Here is a 16,522-nt window from a genome sequence, read left to right as displayed (position 1 = left end):
ATAAAGGAAGCACACCTAACATATTCATGTTTTAACGGATATAATATTCTTTTTTTGAAAAAAAAATATGTTTATATTAACATTCAATTAACTCATTCCGACGCATATCTCATTAGATTTACCTGAACCCAATGAAATCTAAACGCCCTGTGATGACACATTCGCCTAACCCTCTAAATAACATTACATGAGAAGTGGTAACTATCCTGCAACTGCGGCCATTAGGGCCATGCTTATCAAACCCGTCCTGGCTGGTACCTGGCATATAGGTAAAGCTGAAGAAAAACGCCCTGTTATTATTATCAATGCAATGGCCATTGTGCTAAGCGCCCTGGTTGTTGGTGTTGGCAGCTATTTTTACTTTCTTAAAAGCTCTGTATTTTTCCTGATCGGGATTCCCCTGGAAACGCTTAGTTTCTTTGCCGTGATCCGGCTAAACCATATACGGCAGTATTTTAATGCCAACCTGCTCATGCTGAGCACCAATGCTATCTTTATCGCTTACTGGTCTACCGTTCTGGGATCAAGCATTTCCCTGGAACTATTGCTGGCATTTAATACCATCATTATATTCCATCTCAGTTCCGCTTTTTTCCTGTATAAGAGAAGCGGCGCCCTGCTGGCCTGTATCATAGCTACCGTTATTTTTGCGGCATGGATGGTGGCCAATTCACATTATAACTTTATCCAGCCGTTACAGCTGTCCCCGGATGTGTCCTTAACCATGAAATGGTCTACTACGGTGGCCTTGCTGGTATTTATATTATGCGTGATGATGTCTTACGTTGCACAGATCAGAAGCCTGCTGGCATCCGCCCAGAAACACCGGGAAGCCTCCGAAAGGAAAAGTGTTTTTTTGCGGGAGGTATTCCATGAAATACGGACGCCCATGAATGCGATCTTCTCTATCGGGCAACTGTTTGAATTGCGGAAATCGCAATATTCCATAGCCGAAAGAAAAGAAATCAACCAGCTGTTTGCCTCCTGTTACCTGGCCCGCAATATCATCAACCACGTGCTGGAAATGTCGAGGATAGAGTCGGGGAATTTTTATTCCATCATGAAAGAATCGGTGAGCTTAAAGGACTGCGTATCTCACTGTATAGCGGTTAACAGTTACCTGGCGGCTTCGAGAGGAATTAAGATCGATCTGCGGTTCGACCGGCAGCTGATCCCTCCTATTAACAGCGACAGCCTTTTACTGATCAAGATCCTGAACAATATACTGTCGAATGCCGTGAAATTTGCCAGCGGCAATTCCATGATCTATGTGAGCTGTGTGAAAGAAGATGACCAGATCATTTTCAAGGTAAGGAACCAGGGCGTGGTAGACCCGGAGATTGCCACCAGGATGTTCGACCGGTTTGTATCAAAACGGGAACAGTTTGAGGGCACCGGGCTTGGCTTATCCATCACCAAACACCTGGTTGGTCTTTTTGGCGGGGATATTACACTGGAACCTCTTGACCCCTCCGCTCCTGCTACCACTACCATTGCATTTAATATTCCCTATGAAGCAGGTACCGGGAAAATCAAGCAGCAGTTACCTCCTAAATTTATGAAGGGTTGTTTTACCGGCGCGAAAGTAGTGATCATTGAAGATGACCTGCTGAGCGCTGAGCTGCTGATGAAGTTCCTGAAAGAAATGGGTATTGACCCGGTGTTATGCAGCGATCATAAATCTGTTGCCAGCGTTATCCGGGAAGAAAAACCTAACCTCATCATTTCTGATCTGAATATGCCCGGATTCGGTGGCGGGGATCTGCTACAGTACATAAAAAATGATATAACACTAAAAGGCACCCCCGTACTGATCGTTTCAGGAGATGCCTTTCTGAAAGAGGATATGTTGCAGGCCGGCGCCAGCGGCTTTATCACAAAGCCCGTTTTTATCAGCGACCTGCATCTTGAACTGGCGAAGTACTTACCACATCACATATTATCATAACGGCCGGTATCTATTACGGCCCAGTCGTCGTATCCCCTTACGATGGTATAAAGCCCGTCGATGTAGCGGTCTACCTGCTCGTCGATATACTCGCCCCAGTGAGGAAGTTCCCTCCGGAGTTGCTTAAACCGGCGCAGGTGTTTTTTGTGCTCATTGATCACATACTGCACTGCTGCATCGTGGCTCAGGTTCAACTCCTTTTGTGCAATAAAGATCAGGTTGAACCCTGGTTTCTCCAGTTTGGCTTCGCGGGCAATGGAGTGCAGGTCATTTGAAAGGCAGCCGAGCAGGTTTAAGACCAGCTCTATCTCCCCGATTACGCTATGATCATATACTTCATCGGGCAGGTCCAGTTTTTCAAAAATGGCCACCAGCGGGAACATAATATAAAAACCGGTGTAGGGCCGCTCTTTATAATACCTGCCGATAGATGGCATAAGCCCGTCGATCTGCATATCTATCTCAAAAAAACATTCGTTGAGATAATCTGTCATATGCATGCAGTATTTACGGTATAAAAACGGGCTGCTTATTTCCCGGAAGCGGTGTAGTATATCTTTCAGGGCAATACTGAGGCTGTTATCGTCTTCAATATATTTACCACTGAGGATAGTGGTAAATATTTCCAGCTGGCGGCGCATTTCCAAAGCCGTGCCCTCGTCTGCAGAACCGCGGTCGCAGCTGTCATCCACCGTAAACAGCCAGGAAAGCAGATCCCCGGCAAGAGTTACCTGTGCGTAGGATGCATCGGGGTATTCCCTCGCAGCCTGGAATCCAAACCTGGCCCTGGAATACCAGCTAAGGGGTTTAAATCTTGGGGCCATATCAAATTTCTGTACCCATTTCAATGTGTCATTTTGAGTGTCCTCGTAGCAGGAATTGATCCTGGACTTTCCCGGGATAGTGACGCAGGAAATTAAAGCATTTGACATACATGTAATTTTTAAGGTGAATAAAAGATTGAGAACTAATATGTAGAGTAGTAATAGTTTTCAGTGAGGATTCAACCATTTATTTACGTGCTATTCCCGCGGCCATGATTTTACAGACTAGCTCAGCATTATATACTAAAAAATAATACTGGCTGACAATGAAGTAATCCCGAAAAAGCTAAATTGGACAAACTAATATTACGAAAAAACCACCCATTTGGGATCAATGGAATTTTGGGCGGTATCAGGATGCTGTCCGGGCGCAGTAAAATGTGCCGGGAAGAGGAGAAGTAATAAGGGCTGTATCCATGGATCAACAAACCTTAACAGATATAATAAGGGCCGCCCTGTTAGCAGGGCAGCCCTTATTATTTTATTTATACAGAAGTGTACAATTACCTGAGCTTATACAACCTGTAACCAAACAGGAAAATAACTGCGTAGCATACAATTGGTAAGTAATAGGCGGTAGCGATATTGGTATCTGCAATACGGCCCATGATAAAAGGGAAAATGGCGCCGCCAAACATACCCATTACAATAAATGAAGACGCCTGTTGTGTTTGCGGCCCCAGGTCTTTTAAACCAAGACTGAAAATAGTAGGATACATGATGCTGAAGAAGAAGTTGATCATGAGCAGCGCAATGAAGGAAGCCCAGCCCCAGCCCTGTGCCACGAGGAGGCACATCAGGATGTTGCCCACTGCAAATGCGGCAAGGAGTTTATTGGGGGCGATATAACGCATCAGGGCCGTGCCCACAAACCTGCCGGCCAGCATCATGCCCATGAATACGGTCATGAAGTAACCTGCTTTCTGATCAGAGAAATGCATCACTTCATGGCCATAGTTAATAAAAAACGCCCAGGTACCTGCCTGCGCCGCCACGTTAAAGAACTGTGCGATCACTGCAAATACAAAGTGCTTTTGCCGGAACAATTTTTTGCGCACTCCCACGGCGCCGGATACATCAGAAGGGCCATCGTGCGGATCGGTGAGCGCAGGCACCTTTACCATGGCAAATGCAATGGCAATAGCCGCAATCACCGCTCCTATGCAGATATATAATGTTTTTACCGACAACAGTTCCTGACCGGCATCATGCCCTGCGCTCAGCAGGAAATAGGATCCCAGCGTGGGGCCTACTATAGCGCCTACGGCGTTAAATGACTGGGCAAAGTTGATACGCTGGTCGCTGGTGCGCTGATCACCTAATGCCGCCATAAACGGGTGCGCTACCGTTTCCAGGGTGGCCATGCCACAGGCCAGCACAAACAGGGCAATGCGGAAAATACCAAAAGAGGCTGCATTGGCTGCGGGCACAAACAGGAAGGCGCCCAGGGCATACAGTGTGAGCCCCAGCAGTACCCCGTTCTTATATCCCATCTTTTTAATAAACAAACCCGCCGGGATCCCCATCAGCGCATAAGCGCCAAAGATGGAAAACTGCACCAGGCCTGATTGGGATTTTGATAATCCAAGTACGTTCTGGAAATGTTTGTTGAGCACATCGCCCATCGTTAATGCGATACCCCAGCACATGAACAGCGAGGTAACGAATATGAGGGTGATCACATATTTTTTCTCAGTAAATTTTGCGGGTAATGACGCGGCAGATGAACCGGAATTTTTAGCGGTTTCCAAGGCTTCCTGTTCCAGGGAGTCAGGTGATATCATGATCTGAGTTTTTAAAATTTTTTTATAACGTGGAATGATGGCTTGAGCATTCATCCGAAGCTCTAATATACATTTCCATTTTTATAAACTCCAATCATCTGCCGTGGAAATCATACCGGGAGTACCAGTTCCATCTGGATATTGCAGCGCTCATATGGCGTAGTTCTGCCGGTCACTTTTTTAAAGCCCAGCTTATTATACAGGCTGATGGCCGGTTTCAGGATGGTGTTACTTTCCAGGTAAATATTCCTGGCGCCCAGTGAAGTGGCCTTTGCAATGATAGCCTGCCCTAATAAAAAGCCGATGCTTTTTCCCTGGGCTTTGGGAGATACCGCCATTTTAGCCATTTCGTAATCGTAGTCCGGGTCGTCCATCTTTATTAATGCGCAAACCCCTACCGGTTCATTGTTGTAAAGCGCTACCAGGATATGCCCGCCTTTTTTCAGGATGTTTTCTTCCGGGTGGTCGAGCGACTTATGATCTGCCGCCTCCATTTTAAACCACCGGGAAATCCATTCTTCATTCAATGCTTTAAAGACCGCTTTGTATCCGGGGCTGTAATCCACAATCACTACGTTCCCGGCTTCCCGTTTTTTATGCGCCTCCACCACCCGGCTGAACAGGGATTGCTGTTCCAGCAGGTATTCCCATTCTTCCATTGCTTTCCACAGATCATGCGTGGTTTGGGCGGAAATGGCCTCTATGGCGGTGTTTACATCTGTCAGCTGGTCCTGTATACGGGTATTGATCTCTAATCCCTTTTTAGTAAGACTTACCATATTCTTCCGCCCGTCTGTCTTATCCTTTTTCTCTGTTACCAGTCCTTTCTTCTTCATCTCCCCTATTATTTTACTAACAGAGGGATGGGAATGGCCGATCTCCTTTGCGATCGCTGTAATGGTTTTTTCCTCCCCTACGGACAATACGTAAAATACGGGGAACCATTTCGGCTGCATGTCGATGTTATACAAACTATAGATCCGGGCGGCATCTTCCGTGATCTTTTCAGTAAGCATACGCAGCCTGCTGCCAAGGGCTACCTTGCCCGTTTTATTGAAGAATTCCATATTGTAATAAATTACGTAACCAGTTACGCAAATATAGCGGGAAATTTAAAATCAGCAAATTTTATGTGAAAAGACAAGTTTTGGGTTCCTTCAATTCCCCGACCTTTATACTTTTATACTTTCATAAAACCCTTTTATAAATTTATCCGATGGAATACAGACAACTGGGAGCATCCGGCTTACAGGTACCGGTGCTTAGCTTTGGTACCGCCACATTTGGCGGGGGCAATGATTTCTTCAAGGCCTGGGGCAGCACCCTGGCGGAGGAAGCGACACGTATGGTGAACCTTTGCCTGGACGCAGGCGTAAATCTTTTTGATACGGCCGACATATACTCGGACGGGCTTTCGGAAGAGATCCTGGGAAAAGCCATTGCCGGGAAAAGGGATCAGCTGCTGATTTCCACCAAAGCTACTTTCCCTTTCGGTAAAGGCCCCAATAACCAGGGATCTTCCCGTTTTCATTTGCTGCGGCAGATAGAGGGCAGTTTAAAGCGGCTGCAAACAGACTATATCGATATTTACCACATGCATGGATTCGACGGCAATACGCCCGTAGAAGAAACAATGCGCACCCTCGACGACCTGGTACAAAGCGGTAAGGTACGTTACATCGCCGCCTCCAATTTTTCCGGCTGGCACCTGATGAAATCGCAGGCCATTGCGGAAAGGTACGGGTGGAACCGTTATGTGGCCCACCAGGTATATTACTCCCTGGCCAACCGCGAATACGAATGGGAGCTGATGCCGCTGGGCCTCGATCAGAGAGTAGGCGCTATTGTCTGGTCGCCGCTGGCGGCAGGCAGGCTTGGGGGTAAGTACCGCCGTAACAGTCCCCCGCCACAAAATGGCCGGATTGCGCAGGGAGGCAGCCCTGTTCCCGAAGCAGTGGTGAACAACGAAGTATTTTACAATATCATTGATGCATTGGATGAAATAGCAGCGGAAACAGGCAAAACAGTGGCCCAGATCTCCCTGAACTGGCTGTTGCAACGGCCTACTGTTTCCAGCATTATTATCGGCGCCCGTAATGAGGAGCAGCTGATCCAGAACCTGGGCGCTACCGGCTGGAACCTCAGCCCGGAGCAGGTTAAGAAGCTGGATACAGCAAGTGAGATACCTACCATTTATCCTTACTGGCATCAGCGGCAAAACCTTACATTGAATCCTCCGCCGGTGCTTTAAGCGGATTTTGTCCGACACGGATTTTGTCTGACTCAGGATTAAACTGATTATAATGATTACCGGGATTTGATCATATGAGATTTAGATGATTTTGGAAGATATCAGAGAGTAACTATTCGCTCCTATCTTCCCGAATCCTTTAAAATCCAAAAAATCAAATCCCGGTAATCATTATAATCAGTTTAATCCTGAGTCAGACAAAATCCGCATAAGCGCCGAAGGCGCACTACTGCGAGCAGATGAGCTGATACGTGCCCGGCGTAATGCCTTCAGCACTGCGGAACAGGCGGATAAAGTAGTTGGTATCATTAAATCCGCAGAGGGCGCTAACCTGGCCTACGCTGTTATGCCTGTCGGCCAGCAGTTGTTTTGCCAGCTTTAGTCTTTCGCGGTTAATATACTGGAGGGGAGTGATCCCGAACTGGTCTTTAAACCATTTGAAAAATATATTACGGCTCAGGTAAGCCTTGCGGCAAAGGGTATCCACAGAAATATTTTCCGTGAGATGTTCATTGATATAATGCAGCACAAAATGCAGCCTGCTGTTGTTGCTGTTAGTATCTTTTTCGTCCGCAATCAGCTGCAGGTGCTGGTTCTGTAAAATGCGGATCAGCAGTTCCTTCATACTCAGATCTGCGTAGATATCCCTGGAAAGATCTGTACTGCTGCAAATACGTACCAGTTTATTGATCACCTCTGTAAGGTCTGCATCGTTATTGAAGTGGTACCTGTTAAATTGCAGGCGCCAGTTGTTCTGATCGGTGTATTCGCTGTTATAATATTCGTTGAGATATTGCAGGGTGCTCCGGATATAAGCTTCATCCACAGAGAAGGCTATGCACTGGGTAGGATTATCTGTGGTAGCTTCCGGGAAATCAATAATGATGGTTTCGTTGGCCGGCAGGATCACCGTTTCCCCGGGCCGGTATTCAAAAGAAGGCTTATCAAAAAGATGCATGATCTTTTTGCCCCGCATCATACTGGAAATCACAAAGTCGCCAAAAGTAAGCGGTACGCGGTAATCCTGCTGATAACTTTCAAATATATTCAGCTCACAGTTATTCAGGTTGTAAACCCGCCTGTTCTCAACCAGGCGTTGCAACTGTTTGGGATGGGTAAGGTCTATCGGTTGTACAAAATGTTTTACCGGCATGGCTAATGTTTTTAGCTACAACAAGTTAGTATAATTAACCGAACTCCGAAAATCAGGTACAAATGTGCTAAAGATAGATACGAAATTCTGCCATGAAGTGCCGGATCTTTACCATATTGGTTCTGCATAAACGGAAACCATCCTTTCTCTCAAATAACATCCGCCTGTGTAACCACATCTTACAAAAAGGACAGCCGTTTCAGGGGCGGATTTTTATAAAACTCTTCCGGAACCATCCTACGGGGCGTGGCAACCAACTTATCTAGTTAAATTAATTACCCTCCCTCCCGGTTTTCTTCGGGAACTACGTTAAATTAGCTGTTAATCAAAACCAACAAACAACATTATGAAAAAACTATTCCTCCTGGCCTTCCTGTTGCCCCTGCTGGCTGTAGCGCAGGACAAAGGCATGCATTTCGAGCATGGTAGCAGCTGGGCCGATGTGCAGGCCAAAGCCAAAGCTGAAAACAAGTACATTTTCGTAGACTGCTTCACTACCTGGTGCGGCCCCTGCAAATTTATGTCGGCCAATATTTTCCCCCAGGAAAAAGTAGGCAGCTTTATGAATGACAAATTCATCAACGTAAAAGTGCAGATGGATCAAACAGACAAAGACAATGAAGAAGTGAAAAGCTGGTATGCAGCCGCCAAACAGATTGAAAAGGATTATGCCATCCGTGCCTATCCTACCTTCCTGATATTTGCACCGGATGGTCATATCGTAGACCGCCAGGTGGGCGGCGCCGAAGCAGACCAGTTCATTGAAAGATGTGCTGCTTCCCTTAACCCGGCTACACAATACTACACACAGCTGGATCTTTATAAGAAAGGGAACAGAGATACCGCTTTCCTTCGCCAGATGGCGCTCCTGGCATTAAACAAATATGACCAGGAAAATGCCTTGCTTATTTCAAAAGAATATATCAGCAAGCAGAAAGACCTGTACTCCCCTGTAAACCTGGGCTTCATTGCCAAATTTACCAACAGCAGTAAAGACCCCGGTTTTAATATGTTCCTGCACAATGCGGATAAAGTGAATAAAATACTTGGCCCCGGTAAAGCGGAACAAAAAGTAATGGACATTGTAGCACAGGAAGAAGTATATCCTGAGCTGATGAAGAAAGACGGCAGCAAACCTGATTGGGCAGCCCTTGAAAGCAGCCTGACAAAAAAATATCCTTCCTTCGCGGAAGAGCTGATCCTGAAAACCAAAGTGCAATACTTCAGCTATGTAAAAGATGCAGATAATGCAGTGGCTAACATTGTTGCCTATATGAAAAAATATGGCCACAAAGCAGATCCGCAGTCGCTCAACGAATACGCCTGGACCATCTTCGAAAAATGTAACGATATGCAGTGCATAGAACAGGCCCTGGAATGGAGCAAACGTTCTTTCAAAGACAACGAAGTGCCCGCATTCATGGATACCTATGCCAACCTGCTGTATAAATCCGGTAAAAAAGAAGATGCCCTCGCCTGGGAAGAAAAAGCCCTGAACAAAGCCAGCGGCGACGAAAAGAAAAACTACGAAACCACCCTGGAAAAAATGAAGAAAGGGGAGAAATATTGGGAGTAGAGCGGAATTTGTCTGACTCAGGACTATGATGATTATAATGATTAGTTTGATTTTATTTTTTTAGGATTTTTATAAGGATAACTAAGGGAGATAAGAGCAGGTTATATTTGCTTTTATCTCCCTTAACTATTTTAAAAAGAATTCCAAAACAACAAAACCAAAAGTAAAAACCAAACTAATCATTATAATCATCATAGTCCTGAGTCAGACAAATTCCGCGATCACTTCGCTACAAGCCTGTATACAAAGGCAATACGCGGTTGCTCCAGGTCCCAGGTCCTGATTTCCTCCTCCACCAGCGCCCCATGCTTTTTGCTGATGTCGCGCAGCGCGTTGCCTACAGATTTGCGCAGGTATTCGCTTTCCTTTGATTTCAGCCTGCTGATCATTTTAATGGCCACATCCGGATGCTCCTTAAAATAAGGACGGCTGGTCCAGATGCGAAGGCCTTCTACTACTGCCCTGTTCAGGTTAGGCTGCGGATCATTCAGCCATAACCTGATTTCCGGAAGCGCTTTTTCATAGCCAATACTGCTGCAGTAATGATCAAAGGCTTTTGCCAGCATTTCCTGTACCCGCCAGTTATCATCTGTCACCACTTTTGTTTTCAGCAGTGTTAATGCCTTGTTGCTGCGGGGCGATAAAAGCCCCAGCAACCACGCACCCAACATACGTTCCTGGTAGCTTTCACCGGACGTAAGTTTGATGGCTGTTTCCAGGGGATCATGGCTCGTGTCTTTAAGCAACTGATCTCCTGCTTCCAGGATGTGCTTAAAACCGTGTTCCACCTTTTTTATGGAGGCGATGATCCTGGAAAGCATATGCAGATAATTTGATTTGTTATACTAAATATAAAAAAGGACCAGCAATATGCCGGTCCTTAACATGTAAAATTATTCTCCCTTTCATGCCGCTGTGATCCACCAGGTATTTCCAAACGGATCTTTTACACCGCCGGATCTTCCGTACGATTGGTCCGTAACCGGCATCACTTCCGTAGCGCCTTCCTCCAGGGCCTTTTTAAACGTAGCATCGGCATCGTCCACATAAATAAACAACCCCGCGTTATCGGTGCCCCAATCAGCGCTGGACTGGCCAAACATAATGATGCTGCTGCCTATACTGATTTCGCCATGCATCAGTTCCTTGTTACCGTCTTTATAACTGCGGTGATGCTCCTTTGCACCAAATACCCTGGCGGTAAAATCGAAAAAGCCTTCTGCATTTTTCAGGATCAGATACGGCATTACCTGTTGATGTCCTGCTGGTAATTTCATAAAAACTTGTTTTAAGGTTAAATGTCTCTTGCACAAAATTGCAACAGTATCTCCTGCTAAAATTGGAAAAACGCGACATTCTTGTTAGTCGCGCCAATCGGTAGCCCCCGAACGGCCGGAGAAGTACTGTTTGGGATGCATGCCCGAAAACTCGCGGAAGTCGCTGATAAAATGCGACTGATCATAATACCCGCATTCAAGCGCCAGGCTTCCCAGGCTCGCCACCGGCCGGTTGTAAAAGGCGGTAGCCGACTGGAAACGGACGATCCGTGAAAACAGTTTGGGCGATAATCCTGCATACTGTTTGAACTGGCGCTCAAACTGCCGTTGCGACAAATAGTATGCCTGTGAAAGCGACTGTATATTCAGTGAAGGTTTGTGATGGATGATATCCCTTATTGCTGCAAAAACCGGCAGGTCAGCCACCCGGCTGGCGGCCAGCCGTTCTTCTGTGAAGCGGCAAAGGATGGCGCAGCGCTCCTGGTTATTCTTTGCCAGCATGATCTTCTCTTCAAGTATGCGGCCCCCGTCTTTCAGCAGGTCTTTCAACTCAGCGGTGTTATTCGCCATATCAGCAGCAGATATGGCAAACAGCAGGGGAATCGCCTGGGGATAAAAATACACGCCAAAGATGCTGAACCCCGCATCAATGGTGTACCTGCGCAGGGTGTGGGAAGGCCCGTGGATACCGGAAGTATAGGACTGGGTGATGTTACCGCTGCTTGTTACTTCATCAAAAAGACCGCGGTAATGAAACAACATTTCCACACAGGCATCTGCCATGTTATAGTGCGTATAACCTGTGTCGCCCTCCAGTATCCAGAAAAACCGGATAACATGTGCAAGATGGGGTGGCGGAGGAATAGTGTGGTACTGCATCTCTATAAAATTACAAAAACCATTTCAACTTTTAATATCCCGTTGCAGGCAGGCCACTACCAGCAGTACCAGTGCAACAATGCCGGCCATGGTGCGTACCAGGTGCCAGTTGTTCCAGGGTATGGCAAAGGCTTCCCTCATATGGTGCAGTTCCGCCGTGGAGGCGCCCTCTGTGGAAAAAGCGGCCAATTGATCATTGAGGGGAATATTAGCCAGCACTGTTACTCCGAAAGTGCCAATGACAAATATCACTGCGGCGGCCAGGATATACCTGCTGCGGCGGGTAAAAACAGGGCGTGCATGCAGCCACGCAGCCCAGATCAGTAATACCGGCGCTCCCAGGAAACTTACCAGGAAAGCGGGGTTCACTATAGCCACGTTAATGGCCTGGGTAGCGGTAATGTATGCGGCGTCAGGCAGCTTTGCAAAAGCAATATTGACAGATACGGCAAATGCATAGAAAAGGCCGGCCATCAGGGCAGTAGTAATGGTGGCGAGTGCCAGTATGATCGTTTTCATGTTGTTAACGGGTATTTTATCTGATCCCGTTGCAATATTACCACCCGTTCCTCCCGCAGAATAGAACAAAACCGACATCAGTCGATATAGTTGCCGGCCGCTTTACCGGATTCCACATGTTTCCCCGGCTGGAAAATATCAAAATAGTAGATATGGTCCTTTGCATATAGCGGCAACTGCGCTTTTAAACGGGCTTTAAAGCCGCTAAAGTCTTTCGACGAAGGATGGCTCCAGGCTGTTTCCGCCAGCGCTGCTATGCGGGGGAAAAGCAGGAAATCGAGCCGGTTATTGCTGTGGATGGTTTCCGACCACAGGCAGGCCTGTACACCCAGTATATGGGCTTCATGTCCTTTTGCAGCGGGAACAGCTGCGGCAGAGAAATCATATACTGCCTGCAGGGGATTGAATTCACCGTCTTTCCACCTGCGGCCTATCTTATGGGAGCTGTCCTGTACAAAATCGAAATAGAACGGCAACCGGGGGCACATCACTACGGAGTATCCCTTCTGAAAGGCCATGGCCAGGTTCTCCGGTTTATCATGACGCCACCAGCAAACGATGGTACTGTCGGCCGGCAAGGTGGCAGTAGCAATTTCATCCCAGGCCATCACTTTGTTATGCAGTTTCAAAACGGTATCGGCCATGCGCTGAATGAAATAATCTTCAACCTGCTTGCGGTCTTTCAGGCCCTGGGCCTGTTTTAACCGGATAACACCGGTATCCTGGTCCCAGCCGGCATTGCCAAAAGTTACCTCATCACCGCCAAGGTGAATGAGTTGAGCGGGAAACAGTTGAGCCGTTTCCGTTAGTATATCCGCCAGGTAAGCATAAGTACCTTCCCTGCCGGGGTTAAAGGTGAACTGCGGATATCTGGCCGTACCGCCGCCGTCGAATGCAGGGTATGCCCTGTTAGCCGCCCCTGCATGACCCGGCATATCGATTTCAGGAATAATTTCAATGCAACGTACCCTGGCATAGGCTACTATCTCGCGGATATCATCCTGTGCATAATAAGCCGCCGGCGCTTTGGGATCGGCAATATTACCTATGCCGCCCACCGTCGTCAGCAATGGGTATTTCTTTATTTCCAGCCGCCAGCCGGGCATATCTGTCAGATGCCAGTGAAAGCGGTTTAGTTTATAAAAAGCCATCCAGTTGAGGACAGACTTCACTTTCTCTTTACCAAAAAAGTAGCGCGACTCATCCAGCATCACGCCCCGCCATGTATATTGCGGCGCGTCTGTAATATTCCAGCAGGGCACCTGCAGGATATTGCCCGATGGGGGCGCAGCCGCTGCCAGCTGCAGCAGGCTCACAATACCATTGAGCACTCCTTCTGTGCCGGCGGCTGAAATAACAGCAGTTTGCCTGTTCATATTAAGCGTGTATGCCTCCACGTTAGTACCTGTTATTTTCTTCAGTAAAATAACCGTGCTCCCGTTCTTTTGCTGTAGCGGTATATTGATATGGCAACGGCGCAGCAGTTCCTCCTGCAGCCAGATGGCCTGCGGCATCAGCGAAGTATCTTCCAGGCGGATGGTGGATTGTGCGGTGATCTTAAAGGCGCCGTTTCCCTTTTGTGCTTTTACCGGTAAAGGGATCACCGGGCAGTTTTGCTGTGCTACAACGGGTATAATGGCAAACACAATGGCAATGGCCAGCAGGTATTTTTTCATGTTCAATGCATACAATTTAACAGGTACATTGGCTGCCCGGGCAACCGGCGAACAAAATAGTAAAATATTCCCGGTACTTCTTCATAAAATAATATATAAATATTTCTCTATCATTTATAGCGTCGGTTTAATAACAGGTCAACGGCTTAATCCTACAGTTCAACAGTTAATCGATGGCCTGCCGGCATTCCATTGGCATATTTGCAGTAAATGATAATGTATGCAACACCTACCTGTTTTACTGATCAGCAGCATTATGTTCTTCCGGTCATTATCCGGCGACACCAGCGAGTTTAAGCTGGTGAAACAGGATAACGCCATCTCTTTATATGAAAGATGGATCCCGGGCGCCGGTGGTGAAAATGTAAGAGAGATCAAGGCCGTTTTCCTGGTAAAGTCTGCCGTACCGGCAGTGATCGGTCTTTTCAAAGACCAGGCCCATGGCCGCGAGTGGAATACAAACGCCAGCGAATACCGGATAGCGGCTGCACCGGATCCCAACCACTGGATCACGTATATTAAATACGACATCCCCTGGCCGGTAGACGACCAGGACTGCTGCCTGCTGTACCGCTATCATGAAACTCCCGGCGACGCAGCAGAAGTGGTGTTTGAAAGCATCACGGATAGCCGCTTCCCGTTATACAATAAAACAACACGGATCACCGGCACGCGGGGGAAATGGATCATAGCGCCGTTGGCGGACGGCCAGCTGCGGATCACCTATATGGTAACCACGGATCGCAGCAAAAAGATCCCCCGCTGGGTATCCGATCCCATTATTCACAATAACCTGTTCAGGACCATGACCAGGTTCAGAAGCCTGCTCGAAAATAAAACGTATGCCAGACAATAAATATACGCTCATCACCGGGGCCAGCTCCGGGCTGGGCAAAGAATTCGCCATCCAGTGCGCCAGGAAAGGCATGAACATCATCCTCATTGCACTGCCGGGAAGCCGCCTGCAGTCGGTGGCCGAAAGCCTGGAACTGGAGTACCGCGTAAGCGTGAAAGTGTTTGAATTTGACCTGTCGGACAGTCACACGCTGAAGCAACAGCTGCCGCTCATTACCCGCGATCATGATATTGATTTCCTGATCAACAATGCCGGTATCGGCGGTACTTCCACAATTACAGACACCTCACTGGAACGCATAGACGATATTATCATGCTCAATGTAAGAGGCACTGTATTGCTTACACACCTGCTGATCCCCCACCTGCTGAAACATCCGCAGAGCTATATCATGAACATTGCCAGCATGGCGGCATTTACACCTATTGCGTATAAAACGGTGTACCCTGCATCAAAGGCATTTATTTCTTCGTTCTTCCTTGGGTTAAAGGAAGAACTGGCAGATACCGGCCTGTCTGTAAGCGTGGTATATCCCGGGCCTATTATGACCAATTCCCATACCTCCCGGCGCATTATCAGCCAGGGGCTCAAAGGAAAAATGGGATTGCTGCCCACCCCAGATATAGCCAGCATTGCCCTGAAAGGCACGCTGGCAGGGCGCCCGGTGATCATCCCCGGGCTGATGAATAAGATCAATCACGTGCTGATGCAGCTACTGCCACTGTCGTTCCGGATGAGGATCGTATCCAGGGAAGTAAAAAAAGAAATTCCCTATAGTTTATCTGTCTAAAAAAAATCCATGAAAAAAATATTGATCACAGGAGCCAATGGTTTCCTGGGCTCCAACTTAACACGGGAGCTTTACCGCATGGGGTTTGATATAAAAATTCTGATCAGGCCTTCGGCCGATGTGAAAGGCATTGAAGACATTCCCTGTGAAATCTTTTACGGGAGCATCAGTAATAACGATGATGTACATGAAGCGGTAAAAGGCTGCGATACGGTGATCCACGCCGCCTGTATTACAGAGCAGTGGGGCGTTTCCTTTGCCGAATATGAAGAGGCCAATTTCACTGCTACCAAATATATCACAGCGGCCTGCCTGGCGCATAAGGTGCAGAAATTTATTTACGTGAGCACTGCCAACACCATCGGCCCAGGCGATAAAAGCAGCCCGGGGAATGAGCTGAACGGGTTTACACTGTTCAATGCCAACTCCGGTTATATCAACAGTAAATACCTTGCGCAGCAGTATGTGCTGGAACAGGTGGCCAGCAGGCATCTTCCTGCCATTGTAGTGAACCCCACCTTTATGATAGGCCCGCATGATGTAAAGCCCAGCTCCGGGAAACTGATCCTGTACGGGCTGAAGCGCCGGCTGCTGTTCTATCCGCCCGGGGGCAAAAACTTTGTGCATATTAAAGATGTATGCCGGGGCATTATCAACGCCATTGAAAAAGGCAAAACAGGCGATTGCTATCTGCTGGCAGGTCAGAACCTGAGCTATGCGGAGTTTTTCCGGCTGCTGAAAAAAGTTTCCGGTAAACGGCAGCTGCTGATCCCCATCCCTGCCTTTATCCTGAAAGCGGCCGGCATTATAGGCTCCCTGCCGGGCATCTCCGGGAAATTAAATTATACCATTGCCTACATGCTGTGCCTCGACAACTACTATTCCGGCAAAAAATCAGAACGGGAGCTGCAACTCAGCTACACACCGGTGGAAGCCGCCGTTACCGGGGCACTTACCTGGTTTAAAGAAAATAACTACATTTAGTAACA

The 16,522-nt window shown here is 47.5% G+C and carries 15 protein-coding genes; 6 read left to right on the top strand and 9 right to left on the bottom strand.

Annotation, left to right across the window (positions count from 1 at the left end; all coding sequences use genetic code 11):
* The first annotated feature begins 187 nt into the window (after positions 1–187).
* The gene (locus ABIE50_RS15265; RefSeq protein WP_209860131.1) at positions 188–1,948 is read left to right on the top strand and encodes a hybrid sensor histidine kinase/response regulator; all 1,761 of its coding nucleotides are present in this window, start codon (positions 188–190) and stop codon (positions 1,946–1,948) included.
* Here ABIE50_RS15265 and ABIE50_RS15260 read toward each other — a convergent pair.
* From ABIE50_RS15260 to ABIE50_RS15250, 3 genes are all read right to left on the bottom strand, one after another.
* Entirely contained in the window at positions 1,933–2,880 is a 948-nt protein-coding gene (locus ABIE50_RS15260) for a terpene synthase family protein (RefSeq protein ID WP_209860134.1), read from the bottom strand. The genes ABIE50_RS15265 and ABIE50_RS15260 overlap by 16 nt on opposite strands.
* Positions 2,881–3,275: 395 nt before the next feature.
* Positions 3,276–4,556 (bottom strand): L-fucose:H+ symporter permease, encoded by a 1,281-nt coding sequence (fucP, locus tag ABIE50_RS15255; protein WP_209860136.1) that lies wholly within the window; start codon positions 4,554–4,556, stop codon positions 3,276–3,278.
* A 110-nt stretch (positions 4,557–4,666) separates the two neighbouring features.
* A complete protein-coding gene (locus tag ABIE50_RS15250; RefSeq protein WP_209860138.1) occupies positions 4,667–5,623 on the bottom strand; it encodes a bifunctional helix-turn-helix transcriptional regulator/GNAT family N-acetyltransferase in 957 nt (318 codons plus the stop codon).
* A gap of 149 nt (positions 5,624–5,772) precedes the next feature.
* On the opposite strand from ABIE50_RS15250, the gene ABIE50_RS15245 reads away from it, so the two are divergent.
* Positions 5,773–6,807: an aldo/keto reductase gene (locus ABIE50_RS15245; RefSeq protein WP_209860140.1), complete on the top strand. Its 1,035-nt coding sequence runs from the start codon at positions 5,773–5,775 to the stop codon at positions 6,805–6,807.
* Between the two features lie 226 nt (positions 6,808–7,033).
* Here ABIE50_RS15245 and ABIE50_RS15240 read toward each other — a convergent pair whose 3' ends face one another.
* The gene (locus tag ABIE50_RS15240) at positions 7,034–7,960 is read right to left on the bottom strand and encodes an AraC family transcriptional regulator (protein WP_209860141.1); all 927 of its coding nucleotides are present in this window, start codon (positions 7,958–7,960) and stop codon (positions 7,034–7,036) included.
* Between the two features lie 346 nt (positions 7,961–8,306).
* On the opposite strand from ABIE50_RS15240, the gene ABIE50_RS15235 reads away from it, so the two are divergent.
* The gene (locus tag ABIE50_RS15235; protein WP_209860142.1) at positions 8,307–9,536 is read left to right on the top strand and encodes a thioredoxin family protein; all 1,230 of its coding nucleotides are present in this window, start codon (positions 8,307–8,309) and stop codon (positions 9,534–9,536) included.
* Positions 9,537–9,757: 221 nt separating this feature from the next.
* Here the strand turns inward: ABIE50_RS15235 and ABIE50_RS15230 are convergent, their stop codons facing one another.
* From ABIE50_RS15230 to ABIE50_RS15210, 5 genes are all read right to left on the bottom strand, one after another.
* Complete coding sequence (locus tag ABIE50_RS15230) at positions 9,758–10,357, bottom strand: DNA alkylation repair protein (protein ID WP_209860143.1); 600 nt, start codon at positions 10,355–10,357, stop codon at positions 9,758–9,760.
* A gap of 84 nt (positions 10,358–10,441) precedes the next feature.
* Positions 10,442–10,813, bottom strand: coding sequence for a VOC family protein (locus tag ABIE50_RS15225; protein WP_142685245.1), 372 nt, complete (start codon positions 10,811–10,813; stop codon positions 10,442–10,444).
* A gap of 84 nt (positions 10,814–10,897) precedes the next feature.
* Positions 10,898–11,692, bottom strand: coding sequence for a DUF6597 domain-containing transcriptional factor (locus ABIE50_RS15220; protein ID WP_209860144.1), 795 nt, complete (start codon positions 11,690–11,692; stop codon positions 10,898–10,900).
* A gap of 24 nt (positions 11,693–11,716) precedes the next feature.
* Positions 11,717–12,211 carry an anthrone oxygenase family protein gene (locus tag ABIE50_RS15215; protein WP_209860145.1) on the bottom strand — a complete coding sequence of 165 codons (495 nt, stop codon included), beginning with the start codon at positions 12,209–12,211 and terminating at the stop codon, positions 11,717–11,719.
* 77 nt (positions 12,212–12,288) lie between these two features.
* Positions 12,289–13,887, bottom strand: a complete 1,599-nt coding sequence (locus tag ABIE50_RS15210) for a beta-N-acetylhexosaminidase (RefSeq protein WP_209860146.1) — start codon at positions 13,885–13,887, stop codon at positions 12,289–12,291.
* Positions 13,888–14,107: 220 nt separating this feature from the next.
* Here ABIE50_RS15210 and ABIE50_RS15205 point away from each other — a divergent pair, with 220 nt between their 5' ends.
* Genes ABIE50_RS15205 through ABIE50_RS15195 form a run of 3 tightly spaced genes read left to right on the top strand, consistent with a single transcriptional unit; the run spans position 14,108 to position 16,517 of the window.
* The gene (locus tag ABIE50_RS15205) at positions 14,108–14,743 is read left to right on the top strand and encodes an START domain-containing protein (RefSeq protein ID WP_209860147.1); all 636 of its coding nucleotides are present in this window, start codon (positions 14,108–14,110) and stop codon (positions 14,741–14,743) included.
* On the top strand, positions 14,730–15,533 hold the full coding sequence (locus ABIE50_RS15200) for an SDR family NAD(P)-dependent oxidoreductase (protein ID WP_209860149.1): 804 nt from the start codon (positions 14,730–14,732) through the stop codon (positions 15,531–15,533). Before ABIE50_RS15205 ends, ABIE50_RS15200 begins: the two co-directional genes overlap by 14 nt.
* A 9-nt stretch (positions 15,534–15,542) precedes the next feature.
* Positions 15,543–16,517, top strand: a complete 975-nt coding sequence (locus ABIE50_RS15195; RefSeq protein ID WP_209860151.1) for an NAD-dependent epimerase/dehydratase family protein — start codon at positions 15,543–15,545, stop codon at positions 16,515–16,517.
* Positions 16,518–16,522: the final 5 nt, after the last annotated feature.

Source organism: Chitinophaga sp. OAE865 (assembly GCF_040546735.1).
Classification (GTDB): Bacteria; Bacteroidota; Bacteroidia; order Chitinophagales; family Chitinophagaceae; genus Chitinophaga; species Chitinophaga polysaccharea_A.
The sequence above is the reverse complement of the archived record's forward strand: the minus strand, read 5'-3'. Positions and strand labels throughout refer to the sequence as shown.

Bases quoted from the DNA above. Each gene is read 5' to 3' on its own strand.
- ABIE50_RS15265 (WP_209860131.1), top strand. From the start codon at position 188: ATGAGAAGTGGTAACTATCCTGCAACTGCGGCCATTAGGGCCATGCTT.
- ABIE50_RS15260 (WP_209860134.1), bottom strand. From the start codon at position 2,880: ATGTCAAATGCTTTAATTTCCTGCGTCACTATCCCGGGAAAGTCCAGG.
- fucP (WP_209860136.1), bottom strand. From the start codon at position 4,556: ATGATATCACCTGACTCCCTGGAACAGGAAGCCTTGGAAACCGCTAAA.
- ABIE50_RS15250 (WP_209860138.1), bottom strand. From the start codon at position 5,623: ATGGAATTCTTCAATAAAACGGGCAAGGTAGCCCTTGGCAGCAGGCTG.
- ABIE50_RS15245 (WP_209860140.1), top strand. From the start codon at position 5,773: ATGGAATACAGACAACTGGGAGCATCCGGCTTACAGGTACCGGTGCTT.
- ABIE50_RS15240 (WP_209860141.1), bottom strand. From the start codon at position 7,960: ATGCCGGTAAAACATTTTGTACAACCGATAGACCTTACCCATCCCAAA.
- ABIE50_RS15235 (WP_209860142.1), top strand. From the start codon at position 8,307: ATGAAAAAACTATTCCTCCTGGCCTTCCTGTTGCCCCTGCTGGCTGTA.
- ABIE50_RS15230 (WP_209860143.1), bottom strand. From the start codon at position 10,357: ATGCTTTCCAGGATCATCGCCTCCATAAAAAAGGTGGAACACGGTTTT.
- ABIE50_RS15225 (WP_142685245.1), bottom strand. From the start codon at position 10,813: ATGAAATTACCAGCAGGACATCAACAGGTAATGCCGTATCTGATCCTG.
- ABIE50_RS15220 (WP_209860144.1), bottom strand. From the start codon at position 11,692: ATGCAGTACCACACTATTCCTCCGCCACCCCATCTTGCACATGTTATC.
- ABIE50_RS15215 (WP_209860145.1), bottom strand. From the start codon at position 12,211: ATGAAAACGATCATACTGGCACTCGCCACCATTACTACTGCCCTGATG.
- ABIE50_RS15210 (WP_209860146.1), bottom strand. From the start codon at position 13,887: ATGAAAAAATACCTGCTGGCCATTGCCATTGTGTTTGCCATTATACCC.
- ABIE50_RS15205 (WP_209860147.1), top strand. From the start codon at position 14,108: ATGCAACACCTACCTGTTTTACTGATCAGCAGCATTATGTTCTTCCGG.
- ABIE50_RS15200 (WP_209860149.1), top strand. From the start codon at position 14,730: ATGCCAGACAATAAATATACGCTCATCACCGGGGCCAGCTCCGGGCTG.
- ABIE50_RS15195 (WP_209860151.1), top strand. From the start codon at position 15,543: ATGAAAAAAATATTGATCACAGGAGCCAATGGTTTCCTGGGCTCCAAC.